This window comes from Flavobacterium cutihirudinis, from assembly GCF_003385895.1.
In the GTDB taxonomy this organism is placed as follows: domain Bacteria; phylum Bacteroidota; class Bacteroidia; order Flavobacteriales; family Flavobacteriaceae; genus Flavobacterium; species Flavobacterium cutihirudinis.
Map to the genome: position 1 here is coordinate 120,565 of NZ_QRDQ01000011.1, position 18,896 is coordinate 139,460.

Here is an 18,896-nt window from a genome sequence, read left to right on the forward strand (position 1 = left end):
AAAGATTCGGCTTTTTTATAGGAATAGGTCACAAAACTTGAAACCTGAAATTTGAAACAAAATATTAACCTAAGAAAGGATATCTGTAATCTTCTGGAGTTACAAAAGTTTCTTTGATAGTTCTTGGAGAAGCCCAACGCAATAAGTTCAATGCAGAACCTGCCTTATCGTTAGTTCCTGAAGCTCTTGCTCCACCAAATGGCTGCATTCCAACAACTGCTCCGGTTGGTTTGTCATTGATGTAGAAGTTACCAGCAGCATTTTGCAATTTCGTAGTAGCTACTTCAATAGCATAACGATCTTGGCTGAAAACTGCTCCGGTCAAAGCATACTCAGAAGTAGTATCAACTAATTCTAAAGTCTCTTCCCATTTAGCATCTTCGTAAACGTAGATTGTGATAACTGGTCCAAACAACTCAGTTTCCATTGTAGTGTATTTTGGGTTTGTAGTTACAATAACCGTTGGCTCAATAAAGTATCCAACAGATTTATCGTAGTTACCACCAACAATAATTTCAGCATCAGCATCTTTTTTAGCTTGATCAATATAACTAGCTAATTTATCAAAAGAACCTTCATGGATAACAGCAGTAATAAAGTTTCCGAAATCTTCCGGAGAACCCATTTTCATAGATTTTACATCAGCAATTAACTGTTCTTTTACAGCTGGCCATAAACTTTGTGGAATATAAGCTCTAGATGCAGCAGAACATTTTTGTCCTTGGAATTCAAAAGCTCCACGAGTAATACCTGTAACTACTTGTTTTACGTTTGCGCTCGGGTGTGCAATGATAAAATCTTTACCACCTGTTTCTCCAACGATTCTTGGATATGTTTTGTAATTGTGAATGTTTGCACCAATTTTAGCCCATATATCTTTAAATACATGAGTTGAACCTGTAAAGTGAACACCAGCAAAATCACGGCTAGCTAAAATAGTATCTGTAATCATTAAAGCATCTCCAAAAACTACGTTGATAACTCCGTCAGGAACTCCAGCTTCTTTGAAAACATCAAGAATAATTTTTGTAGAAAATACTTGACTATCGCTTGGTTTCCAAACTACAACGTTACCCATCATAGCAGCACTCGCAGGCAAGTTTGCAGCAATAGCAGTAAAGTTAAAAGGAGTAATAGCGTAAACAAAACCTTCAAGAGGTCTGTATTCTAAACGGTTCCAAACAGTAGAATCTGATTTTGGCTGATCGTTGTAGATTTGAGTCATAAACTCAACATTGTAACGTAAAAAGTCAATTAATTCACAAGAAGCATCAATTTCTGCCTGGTGAATATTTTTAGATTGACCAATCATAGTTGCAGCATTAATGCGTGCTCTGTACGGACCAGCGATTAATTCAGCAGCTTTTAAGAAAATAGCAGCACGTTGTTCCCATGCCATATTTGCCCACGCTTTTCTTGATTCAAGAGCATTTGCAATTGCTTTTTCAATATGTTGTTTTTCAGCTAAATGATATTTTCCAACAACGTGTTTGTGATCATGAGGAGCTGTAATGTTTCTTGTGTTTCCAGTTCTGATTTCTTCACTTCCAATGTGTAAAGGAACATCAATTTGAGAGTTCCACATTGTAGTGTAAGCTGCCTGAACAGCTGCTTTTTCTGGTGAATTTGGTGCGTAACCTTTTACAGGCTCGTTTACCGCTTTTGGTACATGAAAGAATCCTTTTAGCATGTTATTTAAAATTAGATAATTAGACAATTTATCGTGTTAGAAAATTTGATTTGTTACGAATAATCTAACGCTGCACAAAAGTACAAAGGATAAATTAAAAAATTTACAATTTTATGATTAAGATAACGATAAAAACGATAGTTGTAAGCTATGTCTTAATTTAATGCAAAAGGAGCACACATTCTAAAAGTAGGAACAATTACTTTGAATGTCTTAGTTGTAGTGAAATTAATCATATTAAAATGACCTTTCATAGCACCATAAGGAGATGATAGTAAACAGCCAGAGCTGTAAGTATGGTTTTCGCCTGGTTTTAAAACGGGTTTTTTGCCAATAACGCCTTCACCGTCTACAATGTCAAGATCATTTAGAGAATCAAAAATCTCCCAGTGACGTGAAGTTAATTGTACTGAATCTTTGCTATGATTTTCGATTGTAACTACATAACTAAAAGCAAAGTGAATCTTATAGTTTTTGAAGTAAGTGCCTTCAAAACTAGTTAAAACGGATATTTTTATGCCTCTTGTAATCTGAGAAACCATACTAAAGTAGTATATATGTGAGCGTTATAGTTGCAAATCTACGAAAAAAAATGATTGAAGTGAAAACCTTAACAATGTTTTAATTTACGATGTTTATTGAGTTTCCGTTTCCTTTTCCGATCACTCTTTGATAACGATCAGAACTTTCTTTGTAATAAACTAAAATGGTGTATTCATTTTCAGTTTGATAAAAATTTCCATCCACTGCATTTTCATAATCAATAACTCCTTTTTTATCCACAGTTCTGTATTGAAAATTGGTAAAACCCTGTTTGATCATTATAGCTTTTTCGAAGACGCCTTTGTCCGAGTTGTAATCCATTTTATATTCTGGCGAAAGACTGTAATTATTGAACATTCCGGCAATGTAAATATCTTTGTTTAATTGAAATGCTGGAGCCGAAAGGCTAAAATAAACCCAGGCATAATCCGCTTCAATATTTTGATTGAAACCATTAATGTTTTTTACCACAAAGTTTCCATTTACATCTTCATAAAGTGTATAAATTTGGTTGCCTCTTGCGTGATTGGTGTACAAATAAGAGCTATAAACATCATTGTTTGTACCAATTTTTGCAACATTATTACTTGCCGCGCGAATATCTTTATTTTCAAAATATAAAAATTCATTCCCGCCCCAAAACTGGGTTTCTTTATCGTATTTATATACCATTTGATTTCCAATTGTATATTGTGGCGGAACATTTTTAATACTGGTTTTAAAATCTCCATTTTGCAATAAAAGCACTTTTATACTTTGCAAAGGCGTTTGAAAAACAATATCATTTGATAATATTGTAAATTCAAGATTTTGCTTAAAATCAATATTGCTGAGGTTTCTTGTTCGTTTTACCAAACAGGCAACGGTTGAATGATTTTCATATAAAACAAATTTTCTGGAGAAAACCACTTCTCGGTCCTCATTGAGAATTTTTAGAATATAATTTCCTGAGATTCGAAGCTGAGTGGTAAATTGATTCGGAAAAGTTAATCTATAATGCGAGTAACCCTGAAGCGTATTGAATGAATTTGAATAATCGGTGATTCGTTGATTGTCAAAACCTCGAAGGTAATCTGTTTTCGGAATATCAGTAGGAATCCAGTTGTAATCACAATGTATTACTTCAAAATAGTAATTGGCTTCATTGCCAAATAAATCATCAAATTGGAATGAAAATACCGATCCTAATTCAAAGATTGGAACAACATTATTGTCGTTTTGAACAAATGAAACCGTTTTGATATTATATGGAGGATCTATTTCGTTTTGTACTTGGGCTTTCGCCGAAGTAAAAAGAAGAAACAGAAAAAGACTTTGAAATAAAAATTTTGGCATTTGATACATTGTAAGATTTGTAAATATAGCAATTTTATAGAACGAAAAATAAGCTCATCTATTGGATTTAAGGATTAAACGCCTAAAATATATTCCAGATTGCCTTGAATTTCATCATTGATATAACTTTCTTCTAAAAGCGAATCCGATAACAATTTTTTATTTTCCTGTAGTTTGATGATTTTTTCCTCAACTGTATTTTTCGAAATAAAACGAATCACGTTTACTTTATTCATTTGTCCAATTCGGTGCGCTCGTCCAACGCCTTGTTTTTCTGCAAAAGGATTCCACCAAGGATCTAAGAATAAAACATAAGAAGCTTTGGTAATATTTAAACCAACGCCGCCCGCTTTCAATGAAATGAAAAACAACAACGGATTTTCTTTCTCCTGAAAACGCTTTACTTCTTGTTCTCTTTTACTGGCCGGGGTTTCTCCGGTAATTTCGCAAAACTCGATTTTATTTTCTTTACACCAATCGGTATAGAAATTTAAATTGGTAACAAACGAACTGAAAATAATGACTTTCTGTTTTCCTTTCACTAAACTTTCCAGATAATTGGTAACCGCAATGTATTTTCCCGAATCAATTTCTGAATCTGCATCGACCATTTTTGGGTGATTACTCAATTGTCGCAACTTCATCAAAGTATTGATAATACTGATTTTATCCGGACTAGATCCATCGGTTTTGAGTAAGAAATTACGAGCTTTAGATTTTTCTTTCTCGTATAGTTTTTCCTGTTCAGGATCCATGTCACAGTAGTAGATTTGCTCTGTCAATTCAGGTAAATCTTTTAAAACCTGTTCTTTGGTTCGTCTTAAAATATAAGGCTGAATAAGGTTTTTTAATTCATTTAAAACCTCTTCATTTTGTTTTTTCTCAATCGGATTTTTGAAATTCTCCACAAAGAAATTATAGCTTCCCAAAATATCAGGATTTATAAACTGCATTTGTGACCATAAATCGTCAAGCGAATTTTCGATTGGCGTACCACTAAGTGCGATTTTATGTCCCGTGCTAATTTTATTGATGGCTTTAAAAATCTTGGAGTTTTTGTTTTTGATGTATTGACTTTCGTCCAAAATCAAATAACGGAAATCGTATTTTTCTAAAATGGAAATATCACGATGAACGATACTGTAACTCGTAAAAATCAAATCGGTCGAATCTAATCTTACTGCTAATTGTTTTCTGTCATTACCTACATATTGCATTCTTGAAAAATGTGGCGTGAATTTTCCAGCTTCGTTAAACCAGTTGAAAACCAGTGAAGAAGGTAAGACGATTAAGGCTTTAAGCGGTTCTCTTTCTACTGTCGTTTCGTTTGCAAACAAATCAAAATTGGTAGTTTTGGTTGTGAAACCTAATTGCTCTTGTACCGCAAGTAAAACGGCTAAAGTCTGCAAGGTTTTTCCAAGTCCCATATCATCGGCAAGACAAGCACCAAGATTCGAATTGAAATGTCCTAAAAGCCATTTTACACCATCAATCTGATACGGTCTTAAAGTTGCTTTTAGTAATTCTGATGCTGTAAATTCGGCTTTATGAATTTGATCCAGATCATTATCAATTTCTGAAATTCCGTCTAAAGCGGTGAAATTGCTTTTGCGCAAAAGCAACGCTCCGTTTTCTGTTTTAGCCAATTTTGCCAAAGAACCATATTTGCTAAACCATTCGAGCGGAATCAAAAAGTAATTTCCGTCAGGCAACATAAAAAGCCTTTCCTTGCTTTTTATATTGGGGATGATGTCGGTGAAATTAATTTTATAATTTCCAATTGTAATAACTATTTTAATATCAAACCAATCTGCTTTCGTTTCTTTTGCAATTGAAATCGTATTGCTTTCTGTGATGATTTCTTTACTTTCAAGTTTTAGGTTTTGAATGGAAAAACCTAAATTTTCCAGTTTTTCTTTATTGTCAATAATCAATTGAATATTGATATAAGGATCTGAATTTTCAGCATCATTGTTTAATCCAAATAATTCATTTTTGATTTTTTCGAAACTAATTTCGATTAATCGATCTGTATATAATTTTTCAGCAGCGCTTCTTTTAAATTGAATGATTTTCGGTTCGTTAACGACACTAAAATCAACATAAGAATGTGTTTTTTTAGCTTTACTGGCATCAAAAACATATCCATTATAATCAAAATTTAGATTGAGATAATAGCAGTTTTTAAAGAAATCAAAAACAGGCTGAATTGTACAGGAAACTATTTGATCACGAAGCTCCATTTCGAAACCAGTGGCTTCAATATCAATTTTTTTAGCTATTTCGGGAATAAAATTTTTAAAATAATCATCGACTAACTTTGAAGGAATTTCAATGGATTCCTTTTTTAAAAATGGAGTCAGTTTTTTAGCATTAAGTTCTTTTAATCGACCTAATTTTTTGTCGATTATCAACCAGCCCGGTTCATCCAGAAGAATGTCGACATTCTTATTCATTGGTTGAAAAGCAATATTGTTTTCTTTTAAAGAAAGGGTATAAGTAATTCCTTCAGCATGTTTGTCAAACTGAATTTGAGGTTCAAAATCAAGCGGATCGATACTCACTCTTGAACGATAAAAATCCTTTTCAGGTCCCAAATTGATCGACAAGGGAAATTGTTCCTTTGCAATTAAATCGTAAAAAGGAGTTAGATTAATTTTTAAATGTTGGCGAATGGCGAATTCAATTTTAGAATCTTTCTGTAGATCGGCAATTGTTTTGGCTGATTTAATTTTTGCACCGAATTTTTTGAATATAAATTCAGGTTTTAAAGCATCGCAAATGGTGAGTATTTTTTTTGAATTGACGTCTAAATTTTCAAAATCTATTCCGAAACTTTCAAGAACGTTTTTTGTTGCTTTTTTGTCCAGATATTTGATTTCGCTTGTATTTTCAACAATATATGCGGTTGGGATATAGGCATTCAGATTTTTTTCAAAACTGATGTCAAAACAGAACTGAAATGATTTTGTAGGCTGCAAAATTTAAGAATTTGGTTAGGCTTGTAATTTGAAATTGGGCTAAAAAAATAAAGAGTTTTCAAAATATTAATAATTTGAAAACTCTTTAAATGAACTTATATCACTTATATGGTGAGAAAAAAATTAGTTTTCAGGTTTAAAGCAAAGCGGAATAATTTCTCCTTTTGCTAAACAATATTTTTCAACTAATTCTGGTGCAATTTTATTGGTATAATCTTCTTCGATTACAATAAAGCCGATGCTTCTTAATTTATCGAAATAATCGCGTCCGTAGATACGAACGTGGTCGTATTGTCCGAAAATTTTAGCACGTTCTTTTTGATCTGTAATAGAATCATCTGCAAAAGTAACTTCACGATTTAAATCTTGCGGAATTTGAAGAATTGCCATTCCGCCCGGTTTTAAAACTCTGAATAATTCCTGCATAGCTTTTGTATCATCCGGAATATGCTCTAAAACGTGATTGCATAAAAGTACGTCGTATTCGTTGTCTTTGAAAGGAAGATTACAAATATCTGCTTTTACATCAGCCAAAGGCGAAAATAAATCGGTTGTTGTGTAATCTAAATTTTTCTGCTTGCGGAAAAGTTTGTAAAAAGCTTGTTCCGGCGCAAAGTGTAAAACCTTTTTTGGAGCTGTAAAAAAATCAGTTTGATCGTTTAAATACAACCAAAGTAAACGGTGTCTTTCTAAAGAAAGTGTACTTGGAGAAAGCACATTATTACGTTGTTTTCCGTATCCGTAAGGCAAGAATGATTTAAAACTTCTTCCGTCGATAGGATCAGTAAATTTATCTCCTCTTAAAGAGAAAGCTAAAATTGGACGCGCCACATAACTCAAACGAATTAATAATGGGCGCGGGATTGTATTAAGTACTAATTTAAATAGTTTTTTCACAGTTAAATAATTTGAACACGAATTTCACAAATTTACACGGATTAACGTTATGCTGAAATTTCACGAACTTTTGATTTGGGTTAAAGTATTATTCTTTTGTATTTAAGGCTGTCTTCTCCAAAGTTGACTAATAAACCAAGTTTATTTTTTGAGGCAGCTAAATAATTTAATGTCTGCTTAATTTCACTTGTTGTTAGTATTGCAATTGCTTTGAGTTCTAAGATGATTTCATCGAAAACAACAAAATCTGCAAAATAGTAACTCGGTAAAACAATTTCTTTGTAAACGATATTATATCTTAATTCTCGATTATAAGGAATTTCGTTTCGTTGAAATTCATATTCTAATGCATCGCCATAAACTTTTTCACTATGTCCTTTTCCTAATATTTTATGGACTTCCATACAAATCCCAATAATTTTATAGGATTCTTCTCTTAAATACAATTCACTCATTATTTTTATTTCGTTTTAGTGTAATTTATGCCATAACACTAATCCGTGATAATTCGTGAAATTAGTGTTATAAAATTAGTGGTACTTGTCTGAATTCATCTTCTTCATTGCTTTCGATTCCTAGAGCTTTGTAGATGTATTGGAAAGTTGATAATAATTCTGGTTTTCCATCAATTAAAGCCACATCGTGTTCGAAATGCGCACTAGGTTTTCCGTCAGCAGTTAAAATTGTCCAGCCGTCTTTTAGTTGTTTGATGTTTCTTGTTCCCATGTTAATCATCGGTTCAATAGCTACAACCATTCCTTCAACGAAAAGTTTTCCGCGTCCGCGTTTTCCGTAGTTTGGCATTTCTGGTTCTTCGTGCATTTTTTGTCCAACACCGTGTCCAACTAATTCACGAACAACTCCGTAACCGTGAGCTTCAGTATATTTTTGAATCGCATTTCCAACATCTTCCACGCGATTTCCAGCTTTAAATTCTCTGATTCCAACGTACAATGATTCTTTAGTAACTCTCAAAAGTTTTTTCACTTCCGGAGCAACTTCGCCAATTTCAAAACTGTAAGCGTGATCACCGTGATATCCATTTTTGAAAGCACCGCAATCTACCGAAATAACATCACCACTTTTTAAAGGCGTATTATTCGGAATTCCGTGTACAACCTGAGCATTTGGACTCATACAAAGTGAATTCGGGAAATCATACAATCCTAAAAAGCTTGGAACTGCGCCATGATCACGGATGAATTCCTCGGCTAATTTGTCAAGATATAATGTTGTAACTCCTTCTTTAATTTCAGAAGCAATCATTCCTAATGTTTTAGATACGATCAAAGCACTTTCGCGCATTAACTCGATTTCCTCTCTAGTTTTTTGGATAATCATATTTTTCAGATTTTCAGTCCGCAAAAGTACAATTTTATATTATTTTTTTAGCCACGAATTTCACGAATTATCACTAATTGAATTCTGTGAATAATTCCATTAAATTGTAATTCGTGATAATTCGTGAAATTCGTGGCAAACTTTTTTAATTTAATATCTCAGAAAAAAGCCATAAATTAGTAGTAAAATGTCATTATCATGGAAATTTCTACAGATCAGGATATAGCTAAATTGAAAGCTTTGAAGAAAATGAAAGCGAGTGCTTTATCACTTTTGGGTTTTGCGGTGCTTCTTTTTATAATTGCGATTTATTTTAAAATTCCGATGCTGCAGGCTTTCAGTGAAGCAGCAATGGTGGGTGGAATTGCTGATTGGTTTGCGGTTGTAGCTTTGTTTCGTCATCCGCTTGGAATTCCAATTTGGCACACTGCTATTATTCCGACCAAGAAAAATGAGATTGGAGAAAATTTGGGGAATTTTGTTTCCGAGGAATTTCTAGATAAGGAAAAATTAGAGATTAAATTAGATGAGTTGAACTTTGCCACAAAAGCTTCAGATTGGCTTTCAGAAGAAGAAAACGCCAATAAAATTGCAAATGTTGTTTCAGTAAATATTATTCCCGGAATTTTAAAAGCAATTAAAGATGAAGATATAAAGCGATTTATTCAGGTTCAGTTTAAGGAAAAACTCGAAGGAATAAATTTTGGAGATTGGGTTGCGTTGGCTTTAGAACCTTTGCAGAAAGGGAATATGAAAGATCAATTATTGACGAATCTTTTGGAAGTTATGAGTTCAGAATTGACAAATAATAAAGATTTGATTCGGAAAAAGGTTAAAGCTTCAACGCCACTTTTGAGTTTTGGCTTGGCCGATAAAAGTATTACTGAAGGTGTTTTTAATGGTTTGCAAGACTTTCTTAATGAAGCCAAAAATCCAGGCAGTGCCGTAAGAGTTAAAATAGATGAGTATGTTTATGATTTTCTGGAAAAAATAAAAAACTCCGAAGAAATGCGAGTTAAAATCAATAACATGATTTTAAGTTTTGTGGGAAGAAAAGAAGTTCAGGATTATATCAATGGAATTTGGGATGAAATAAAACTTTCTATTACAAACGATTTAGAAAAAGGAGATGATTCATCAATTAAAAACAGTATCTCGAGTTTAATTCAAACTTTCGGAAACGGAATTAAAGAAGACTCTGTTATGATTGACAAAATCAATAATTTCATTAAAAATGATATGCTTTCGGTTCTTTTAAACAATAAAAAAGTAATTGGAGATTTGATTTCTTCAACCGTAAAAAGTTGGGATGGGAAAGAGGTTTCTGAAAAATTAGAATTAGAAATAGGTAAGGATCTTCAATACATCAGAATCAACGGAACTTTGGTTGGTGGAATTATTGGCCTTGTGATTTATGGAGTTGAACAGCTATATCATTACTTTATAATTTAAGATTCCTTAGAATTGCACACAGTTTTGTCATTTCGACTGAAAGGAGAAATCACACTAGAAATTACGCAAAGTATATCCGCCAATCTTTGTCGAGCTACTTTTGTGATTTCTCCTTTCAGTCGAAATGACAAAAAACAAAAAAGAGGCTAATTTTTAAATTAGCCTCTTTTTATGTGTAAGAAAATGGTTTTCTATAATAACGAATGACAAGTCATTGCATTTGGCTGCTGCACACCCATCAATTCTAAAATCGTTGGAGCGATATCACCTAAAACACCATTTTGAATATTTTTCAATTCTTTGTCCACTAAAATAATCGGCACTGGGTTTGTTGTGTGTGCTGTATTTGGGCTTCCGTCAGGATTGATCATTGTTTCGCAGTTTCCGTGATCTGCAATTACAATTGTTGTGTAATCATTGGCAAGAGCAGCATCAATTACTTTTTTCGCGCAGGCATCAACCGCTTCACAAGCTTTAATCGCTGCTTCCATAATTCCGGTGTGACCAACCATGTCTCCGTTTGCGAAATTTAAACAAACGAAATCAACTTCGCCTTTATTCAATTCTGGAACAAGGGCGTCCGCAAGTTCGTAAGCGCTCATTTCTGGCTGCAAATCATACGTTGCTACTTTTGGAGAATTTCTTAGAATTCTTGACTCACCTTCAAAAGGAGTTTCTCTACCACCAGAGAAGAAAAATGTCACGTGCGGATATTTCTCAGTTTCAGCAATTCTGATTTGTTTTTTGCCTGCTTTTTCTAAAACCTCACCAAGAGTTTCGGTAATATTATCTTTATTGTAAACCACTTTTACGTTTTGGTACGTTTCGTCGTAGTTTGTCAATGTTACATAATATAAGTTTAGTTTGTGCATATTTTGCTCATGGAAATCCTGTTGCGAAAGCGCCTCAGTAAGTTCACGGCCTCTGTCTGTTCTAAAGTTAAAGAAGATAACAACATCGCCTTCAACAATAGTTGCAAGCGGTTTCGCATTTTCATCAACAATAACAACAGGCTCGATAAATTCGTCTGTAACGTCTTTTTCATAACTAGCAAGAACACTTGCAACAGCATTTGTTGATGGTGTTCCAACTCCGTTTACAACTAAATCGTAAGCCAGTTTTACACGTTCCCAACGTTTGTCACGATCCATTGCATAATAACGACCAACAATAGAAGCTATTTTTACGGGAGTATCTTTAATGTAATCCTCTAAATCGTGAATGTATTTTGCTCCTGATTTTGGGTCAACGTCACGTCCGTCTGTAAAAGCATGAACATAAACCTGATCTAAACCATATTCTTGAGAAGCATCGATTAATCCACGCAAGTGTGAAGTATGAGAATGCACACCTCCATCAGAAACTAATCCTAAAAAGTGTACTTTTTTATTGTTTTCTTTTGCGTAAGTAAAGGCGTCAATTAAAACTTGTTCTTTGGCTAAGGTTTTATGCGCTACAGCTAAATTAATTTTTGCCAAATCCTGATATACAATTCTTCCGGCACCAAGATTCATGTGACCAACTTCGCTATTTCCCATTTGTCCTTCAGGCAAACCAACGTTTAATCCGTCAGTTCTCAATTGTGCGCTTGGGTAATTTTTGTAAAGACTGTTTATAAAAGGAACATTTGCATTGTCTATTGCAGATACTTTAGGGTCAGGAGATTTTCCCCAACCGTCTAAAATCATAAGGATAACTTTTTTGTTCATTACTTTTTGTTTTCTACAAAGATAAGTCATTTCTAAAATAGGCAAGAAAAGCAATGTTACATTTATGTTTAATAAAATGAAGCGTATTAAAAAATAATAATTTAATTATAGAAGTCTTTATTTTTTAAAATTAATTCACGCTAAGCTCTTTTTCTGAACTTATTTTTGACAGCATTGTAGTCAATAAAGTATTTGACACTGATAGAAAAAACGTGTTTTAGTGCATCGTTGTTGAGTAATGCTTTTACGTTGTCTTTAAATTGTTTGTCAATAATACGCTCAAAATTATCAGCATTATTTCGATATAATATTGATACCTGACTTCCGGGAGCAAACCACCATGAATATGATAAATCGGCATTCCAGGAATAGAAACTTGAATTTTTGTTGTCTGTGTATTCCGGATATGGCGTTAGTGTTCCGTTTTGTTCCAGTTGCAAAATGTCTTTATTTTCGGCGTAAGACCAATATTGACGTACGGATAAATTTAAGGTCATTGTGCTGTTTAAAGCATATTTTCCGCCCAAAGTATTGGAGTAGGTAATTACGTTTCGGTTTGCAAAAACAATATTGTCCGGAGTACTTTCATTATTATCTCCGTCTACATTGTCAATATAACCTTTGTTGTTGTTTTTTCTAAAAAAAGTAAAATAATAGGTTAGCAAAAACTTATCACTAAAGCGATATCTTGGACCAACTTCAACTGCGTAAGACATTCTGCCGGGTTCATCTAAAATCGCAATGGACGGATTTAAATCTATAGCAAATTTCTTATTGTAATTGGTTGATATACTTGCCCATGATTCGAATTTTCTCGGAATAATGACATAACGATTGTCTGCTCTTGGCTCATAATAATCATTAATTTCTACAGGATAGAAGGTTATTCCCATGCCAAAATAATTATTTTTTACTGTGGTCAGATTTATATTTGCATTGAAACTGTTATCCTGTACTTTTCCTGATTCTTTATTGAATTCGGCATACATATTATAATTAACCCTTAAAGTATTGAAGAGCTTCGTTGGGTTTAGGATTCTATAATTGGCATTTCCATAAAAATTATAATAATTAGTATAAAAATTGATTCCAAGATCATTAGGATCGTAGTCTTTTGTTACAAAATCAGAACCAATACTGTAACGGTATTTTCCACTGGTTTCGGCAAAACCGATGGTTGTAAAAAGGCCATTTTTATCTTCTTCGCTATTGATATGACTGTATTTTGCATTTCCAAATAAGCTATAAGTATTTGCTTTTGTGTTTAAATCCCAGGCTAAACCGGTTACGTTAGCATCTCTGTAATTGCCATTTCTGGTAACATTTGTATTAATAAAGGTAACCGACGAATTTTTGCGAAAGCGCTGATCTAAAACCAATACGTTATAATTGGTTAAAGGTTCAACAACCACACGACGGGTTTCGTTTGAAATGGTATCCTTAATTGTGGCAAAGGTTTTCTCTGTAACGGCATTTAAAACGCCAATTCCGAGTCCGTTTTTGGTTCTTCCTGATATTTTTAATGCATTAATAAGACTTACATTTTGTACATTTTCAATGATTTCTTCATTGTCATTTAAATCAGGATCTATAGACGGACTTCCTCCAATTCGTCTTGAATAAAACATTTTTCCTTTGTTGAACAAATCGGTTCCTTCTGTAAAAAACGCTCTATTTTCATTAAACTGCTGTTCAAACGGACTAAGATTTAAAATTTGATCATCATATTTCGTTTGACCAAAATCCGGAATCAAGATGGCATCTAGCGTAAAAGCGTCATTAATTCCGTACTTTATATCCATTCCGCCTTTCATTGTGCCATATGTTTTTTGACCGTCGGCAGCATTTAAGTAATAAGAAGCGTATGGTAAAAAGAACAAACGGGTAGGAGGTTTTATGTTTTCAATTCCGGCCAATTCACCGTTTTGCTGCGTGAATGTTCCAATCTTGGTATCGATTAAAGTCCAAGTGTATTTTTTTCGCTCTCGTTTCACTTCACGGAAAAAATTGATTCCCCAAGTTTGTTTGTTTTCTGAAGAAAATCGCAAAGCAGCATAAGGAAGTTTGATTTCGACAACCCAGCCTTTGTCTATAATTTTTGCTTTACTTAGCCAGACTGCATCCCAAGAGTAATCCTCTCCAACGGCATCTGTCATAATGCAATCTCCCTGAACATCAGCGGCGGAAACAAAAAACTCAAAATTTTGCTGTCCATCATTAAAACCATTTACAAAAACACCAAAAATATCAGCAGTCCCAAAATTGTCCCGTTGCGATATTTCCTTTAAAATTTTGTTTGGTTCATCATCATACATCATTGCGCCTATATAAATAGCGTCATTATTATAAAGTACTTTTATTTCTGTTTTTTTGTTTTCAGTAATCGGTTTTCCGTTATCTGGTTCAAACATGACAAAATTAGTCGCAATCGGTGCGTTGTTCCAAGCTGCCTCATCCAGATTCCCATCAATAGTGATGGGCTCGGCAGTAGACTGTGCTTGCAGTATTTTTTTCTGACTAAAACTCCAAAAAGAGCTGAGAAGAATACTTAAGAAAACTAATTTTTTCATTGAAATTTTTAAAAATGAATAAGCTCAAAGATTAACTAATAAAAATAATAGACAGTCATTTATTATAAATGTTACACTTTTAAAAGCCAAAATTATATTTTCATTAAGAATATTTGCTAAAACGTTTAGATTTTTATCATAAGTAAATATCTTACAAAATAATCATTATTTCTGTCAAAATGCAGTTTTTTTACTATTATTCTGTTAAAATTTAGGCAAAAAAGCACTCATTCAGTGTGTTGAGTTTCAAACGCTACATAATTTTTATATTTTTGCCCTACCCAAATTTTATTATTAACCTAAAGAAATTCAATGATTTACAAAATTTATCCCCTGTTTGTGTTTTTGCTGTTGTCTTTTGGTAAAGATTCGAAAAGCACACCTAATGTTAAAAGTGAAACAACTAAAACTATTGCTAAAGTTGAGAAACTTACAGTTGAAGCTAAAATTGAAAGTGTTTACAGCGCTTTAAATCCAAACAATTATCAGCTTCCTGAACTTAAAACTTTTTCTGAAGCTTTAAAAGGGTTTTATATTTTAAAAGAAAAAGGAATTATCCATAAAGACATTTTAACGCTGATTGATTTTAGCTTGTCATCGAACTCTAAACGTTTGTGGGTTATTGATTTAGCAACAAATACTATTTTGTTTCAGTCGTTAGTTGCTCATGGAAGAAACACGGGAGAAGAATTTGCTTCGTCGTTTTCAAATAATAATTCATCTTTTAAAAGCAGTCTTGGTTTTTATACCACTGGCGAAATTTATCAAGGAAAACATGGACCTTCTTTGCGTCTTGACGGTTTAGAAAGAGGTTTTAATGACAATGCCCGCGAAAGAGGAGTAGTGATGCACGCAGCAGATTATGTGTCTGAATCTTTTATAAGAAATAATAAGAGATTAGGAAGAAGTCAAGGCTGCCCTGCAATCCCTTTTGAATTAAGAGATAAAATAATTGAAGCAATAAAAGGCAAATCGTGTTTGTATATCTATCATCCGTCAAGAGATTTTGCGATGGAAGAAAAGCTAATTTCTTAATTTAGCATACAAATCCGAATCCAGATTATAAATATCAGCTCTGAAAATGAGCTGATTTTTTTTGCTCCATGCGGTCCAATACCACTGATACAAAGCATATTTTTTTGTGATTCTAATACTTGTCGTTTTTTTTGATGCAATAATAGTGTCAATTTTTTCTCTTGAGAAGTTTATGGAATCAGCAAGAATATGCTCTGCCAATTCCAACGGATTTTCAACACGGACACAGCCTGAACTAAGCGAGCGGTTGTTTCTCCCAAAGTAATTGCGATGATTGGTATCATGCAGATAAACACTGTGGTGATTTGGAAATAAAATTTTCATTACGCCAAGTGAATTGTTTTGTCCAGGACTTTGTATGTAGCGGTATCTATTTGGTTTGTTTTCGTTCCATTTATTTGGTTCAACAACATTTCCTGAAGTATCATAAATAGTTATATTTTTATTTGCCAGGTAATTTCGATTTAGCTTCATTGCCGGCACGACATCTTCCTTTAGAATAGTTGGAGGAACGGTCCATGTCGGATTAAAAACAACGGTTTTAAGTGTTGAGGTTATAATAGGTGTTTTTCTTTTGTTTGTTCCAACGACAATATTTCGTGTAAGTGTAGTGTCTTGTTCTTCAACTACATTTAAGCAGTAATCCGGAATATTTATAATGAAATAATTTTCTGCAAAATCAGATGCAAACCATCTCCAGCGTTCCAAATTAGCTATGATTTGTTGCTTTCTTTTTTCTTTAGAGTAATTAAGAGCACTGATTGTCCCTTGACCAATAACTCCGTCAGCAGCTAAACCGTGTCGTTCCTGGAATTTCTTGATTGACTCAAATGTTTTTCTGTTGTAAATTGTAGTTAAACTGTCTTTTCCAGTCATGTCTCCCCAAAACAATAGTCTTTTTTTGATGTTGATTAGCGCAGCATTGCTCTCGTTTAAACTTATTTTTTTTGTCAAAGAATCAGTAGTTATTTTTTCGATATTGTCATCAGGAAAAGTATTAATGATTTCCAGTGCTTTGAGTAACTCTTTATAGGTTTCAGATTTTGGCTGAATATTGTCAACAATACTATCTAGTTTGTTTTTGTTGAAGCCTTTTATAAGAACATTATTTACGTCAAATGTTTTTTCGTCTAAATCCCAGTCCGTGTATATTTTTTTGGGATCTAATTTTCCTTTATAAAGATGGTTTAAGTATTTTTCAAAATTATATGTAAGCAGAATATCATAGGTTGCCAAATCAATATCAGTAAGCGAATTGATTTTGCTTTCAAATTTTTTCAGTTGTGAAATTTTATAATCAGTTGGATCTAAGCCAAGTTCTTCTGATTTTTCTAATTGAGACAAAACAAATGTTCTCTTTTTTAGATTTCCCCAAACAGTTTTATTTTCTGATGCTGCATAAAACTGTTTCAGGGTTTCGCTCTTAAAAGTGTTTATTGTTGCGGTGTCAATCTGAACTTTTCTCTCGTCAGAAAGAATAATTAAAGGAGCCTTTTTTTTGACAATAGGAATTATTTTGGGTGTGTCTTTTTTACAACCAATGAATAAACAAATTGCCAATAAAAAGTAGAGCTTCCTCATTTTATAATTTTTTAAACATCAAATAATGTTCGCCTACGTCTTTAATCTCAAATGCTTCTCCCAGAGTTTGGTAATTCATTTTTTTATAAAATCCAACGGCAGCTGTTCTGGCATTAAACCATATTAAATCGACATTATTATCTTTGCAATAATTTTCACATTCTTGAACCAAAGCTTCTCCAAATCCTTTTTTCTGATGCGTTTCTAAAACAGCCATTCCGCGAATTTGAGCCTGATTTTTTTCGGCAAATATAGAGTTCGTTTGCGAAAATAATGAAATAATTCCTGTTAAATTTTCATTATCGTAAAGACCAAAATGATGAGTTGTCTCTAAATCGTCTCCCTCAAAGATACAACTTTCGATAGGTTTTCCTTTTCTTAATACAGGTTGACGGACAATATAAGTTTCTTGCGATGCGATTTCTTTAATAGTAGTCATGATTTTTGAAAAATAATTGACTTTATAACTTTTTAATTTTAAATGTGTTATAAAATATTGTTGATTTTTATTGATTTTTTTTGCCAAAAAGCTTGTTTTGAACTTAACTTTCTTTTTATATTTGCACCACCAATGCGAAAGTAGCTCAGTTGGTAGAGCTCCAGCCTTCCAAGCTGGTTGTCGCGAGTTCGAGCCTCGTCTTTCGCTCTAAAAATAAATAATTTTTAGATTTTTATTTTTTTAGAAATTAAAATTGTTTATATTTGCACCCTGTTAATGCGAAAGTAGCTCAGTTGGTAGAGCTCCAGCCTTCCAAGCTGGTTGTCGCGAGTTCGAGCCTCGTCTTTCGCTCTTCAAAAGCCTCAAACATTGTTTGAGGCTTTTTTGTTTCTTTTCTAAACCATATAAGTTATATAAGTAAATTAAGTTTTTAGCTAAAGCTTTAATTAAATGAACTTATATAACTTCTATGGTTTTAAAATTTTAGTTCAGGTTGCTTAAATCACTTTCGGTTTCCAATTCTATCGGCGTTTCGTTTTGTTTAAATAAACGAGCTGTCAGATTTCCTTTTAAAGTGATTTTATCACCTTTTACTTCCAGCCAGCTTCCTTCTCTTAAACCTAAAACAGGAACCGAATTGAAAGCATGAAATTCTTTAATTCGTGTTTCTCGAGTTTCTCCCATATGTTTTGTTTGTAAGTCCGGATCTAAATAATGTGGATTTAAATTAAACGGAATTAATCCTAATGTTTGAAAACTTGGCGGATAAATAATAGGCATATCATTTGTCGTCTGCATAGAAAGACCGCAAATATTACTTCCGGCACTTGTCCCTAAATAAGGTGTACCATTTTTTACAGTTTCGGCAAGAAGCTGCATAATGTTTTGTTTGTATAATTGAGTTACAAGTAAAAACGTATTTCCTCCGCCTGTAAAAATGGCTTCCGCATTTTTAATAGCGTCCTGCGCATTTTCAAATTCGTGAATTCCTTTTACAGAAATGTTGATGGTAGCAAAAGCCTCTGAAACTTTTTGAGTATAGTCGTCATGCGAAATACCGCTCGGGCGCGCATATGGTATAAACAAAAGTTCTTTGCAATTTTTAAAATGCGATTGTAATGCAGGTAATAAATATTCTAAATAACTGCTTTCGTGGAGTGTAGAGGTACTGGCGATAATAACACTTTTCATAATTTCTTTAAGTCAGATTGATGGTGTTAAAGGTATTAAAAACTCCGTTTTTGACTGTATTAATCAAATTTTAATTAACATATTTTTACCAAGTCCTTAATACTAATTTTGGAACACATTAAGATATTTTTA

General features: G+C 33.1%; 14 protein-coding genes and 2 tRNA genes. 4 read left to right on the forward strand and 12 right to left on the reverse strand.

What is annotated here, in order from left to right; translation table 11 throughout:
- Positions 1-64 precede the first annotated feature (64 nt).
- The 7 genes from pruA to map all read right to left on the reverse strand — a co-directional run bounded on the left by pruA (position 65) and on the right by map (position 8,787).
- Positions 65-1,690, reverse strand: a complete 1,626-nt coding sequence (gene pruA / locus BD847_RS17050; protein WP_115889483.1) for an L-glutamate gamma-semialdehyde dehydrogenase — start codon at positions 1,688-1,690, stop codon at positions 65-67.
- Positions 1,691-1,845: 155 nt separating this feature from the next.
- A complete protein-coding gene (gene apaG, locus BD847_RS17055; RefSeq protein ID WP_012023834.1) occupies positions 1,846-2,232 on the reverse strand; it encodes a Co2+/Mg2+ efflux protein ApaG in 387 nt (128 codons plus the stop codon).
- 79 nt (positions 2,233-2,311) lie between these two features.
- Positions 2,312-3,568: a type IX secretion system plug protein gene (locus BD847_RS17060; RefSeq protein ID WP_115889668.1), complete on the reverse strand. Its 1,257-nt coding sequence runs from the start codon at positions 3,566-3,568 to the stop codon at positions 2,312-2,314.
- A 74-nt stretch (positions 3,569-3,642) separates the two neighbouring features.
- Entirely contained in the window at positions 3,643-6,549 is a 2,907-nt protein-coding gene (locus BD847_RS17065) for a DEAD/DEAH box helicase (RefSeq protein ID WP_115889484.1), read from the reverse strand.
- Positions 6,550-6,672: 123 nt separating this feature from the next.
- Positions 6,673-7,446 carry a class I SAM-dependent methyltransferase gene (locus BD847_RS17070; RefSeq protein ID WP_115889485.1) on the reverse strand — a complete coding sequence of 258 codons (774 nt, stop codon included), beginning with the start codon at positions 7,444-7,446 and terminating at the stop codon, positions 6,673-6,675.
- Positions 7,447-7,526: 80 nt separating this feature from the next.
- Positions 7,527-7,901 (reverse strand): GxxExxY protein, encoded by a 375-nt coding sequence (locus BD847_RS17075; protein WP_115889486.1) that lies wholly within the window; start codon positions 7,899-7,901, stop codon positions 7,527-7,529.
- A gap of 67 nt (positions 7,902-7,968) precedes the next feature.
- On the reverse strand, positions 7,969-8,787 hold the full coding sequence (gene map / locus BD847_RS17080) for a type I methionyl aminopeptidase (RefSeq protein ID WP_115889487.1): 819 nt from the start codon (positions 8,785-8,787) through the stop codon (positions 7,969-7,971).
- A 198-nt stretch (positions 8,788-8,985) separates the two neighbouring features.
- On the opposite strand from map, the gene BD847_RS17085 reads away from it, so the two are divergent.
- Complete coding sequence (locus BD847_RS17085) at positions 8,986-10,239, forward strand: DUF445 domain-containing protein (RefSeq protein ID WP_115889488.1); 1,254 nt, start codon at positions 8,986-8,988, stop codon at positions 10,237-10,239.
- Between the two features lie 191 nt (positions 10,240-10,430).
- Here the strand turns inward: BD847_RS17085 and gpmI are convergent, their stop codons facing one another.
- Positions 10,431-11,948, reverse strand: coding sequence for a 2,3-bisphosphoglycerate-independent phosphoglycerate mutase (gpmI, locus tag BD847_RS17090; protein WP_115889489.1), 1,518 nt, complete (start codon positions 11,946-11,948; stop codon positions 10,431-10,433).
- 140 nt (positions 11,949-12,088) lie between these two features.
- Positions 12,089-14,518: a DUF5916 domain-containing protein gene (locus BD847_RS17095; protein WP_115889490.1), complete on the reverse strand. Its 2,430-nt coding sequence runs from the start codon at positions 14,516-14,518 to the stop codon at positions 12,089-12,091.
- 312 nt (positions 14,519-14,830) lie between these two features.
- Here BD847_RS17095 and BD847_RS17100 point away from each other — a divergent pair, with 312 nt between their 5' ends.
- Positions 14,831-15,553: a murein L,D-transpeptidase catalytic domain family protein gene (locus BD847_RS17100; protein ID WP_115889491.1), complete on the forward strand. Its 723-nt coding sequence runs from the start codon at positions 14,831-14,833 to the stop codon at positions 15,551-15,553.
- Here BD847_RS17100 and BD847_RS17105 read toward each other — a convergent pair.
- Positions 15,542-17,134: a L,D-transpeptidase family protein gene (locus BD847_RS17105; protein WP_115889492.1), complete on the reverse strand. Its 1,593-nt coding sequence runs from the start codon at positions 17,132-17,134 to the stop codon at positions 15,542-15,544. The two genes, BD847_RS17100 and BD847_RS17105, sit on opposite strands and share 12 nt — an antisense overlap.
- 1 nt (position 17,135) lies before the next feature.
- Positions 17,136-17,573 carry a GNAT family N-acetyltransferase gene (locus BD847_RS17110; protein ID WP_115889669.1) on the reverse strand — a complete coding sequence of 146 codons (438 nt, stop codon included), beginning with the start codon at positions 17,571-17,573 and terminating at the stop codon, positions 17,136-17,138.
- A gap of 134 nt (positions 17,574-17,707) precedes the next feature.
- Between BD847_RS17110 and BD847_RS17115 the strand changes: the two genes are divergently transcribed.
- Positions 17,708-17,780, forward strand: a tRNA-Gly gene (locus tag BD847_RS17115).
- Between the two features lie 71 nt (positions 17,781-17,851).
- Positions 17,852-17,924: transfer RNA gene (locus tag BD847_RS17120), tRNA-Gly, on the forward strand.
- A 132-nt stretch (positions 17,925-18,056) separates the two neighbouring features.
- Here BD847_RS17120 and pepE read toward each other — a convergent pair.
- Positions 18,057-18,764, reverse strand: a complete 708-nt coding sequence (pepE, locus tag BD847_RS17125; protein WP_115889493.1) for a dipeptidase PepE — start codon at positions 18,762-18,764, stop codon at positions 18,057-18,059.
- Positions 18,765-18,896: the final 132 nt, after the last annotated feature.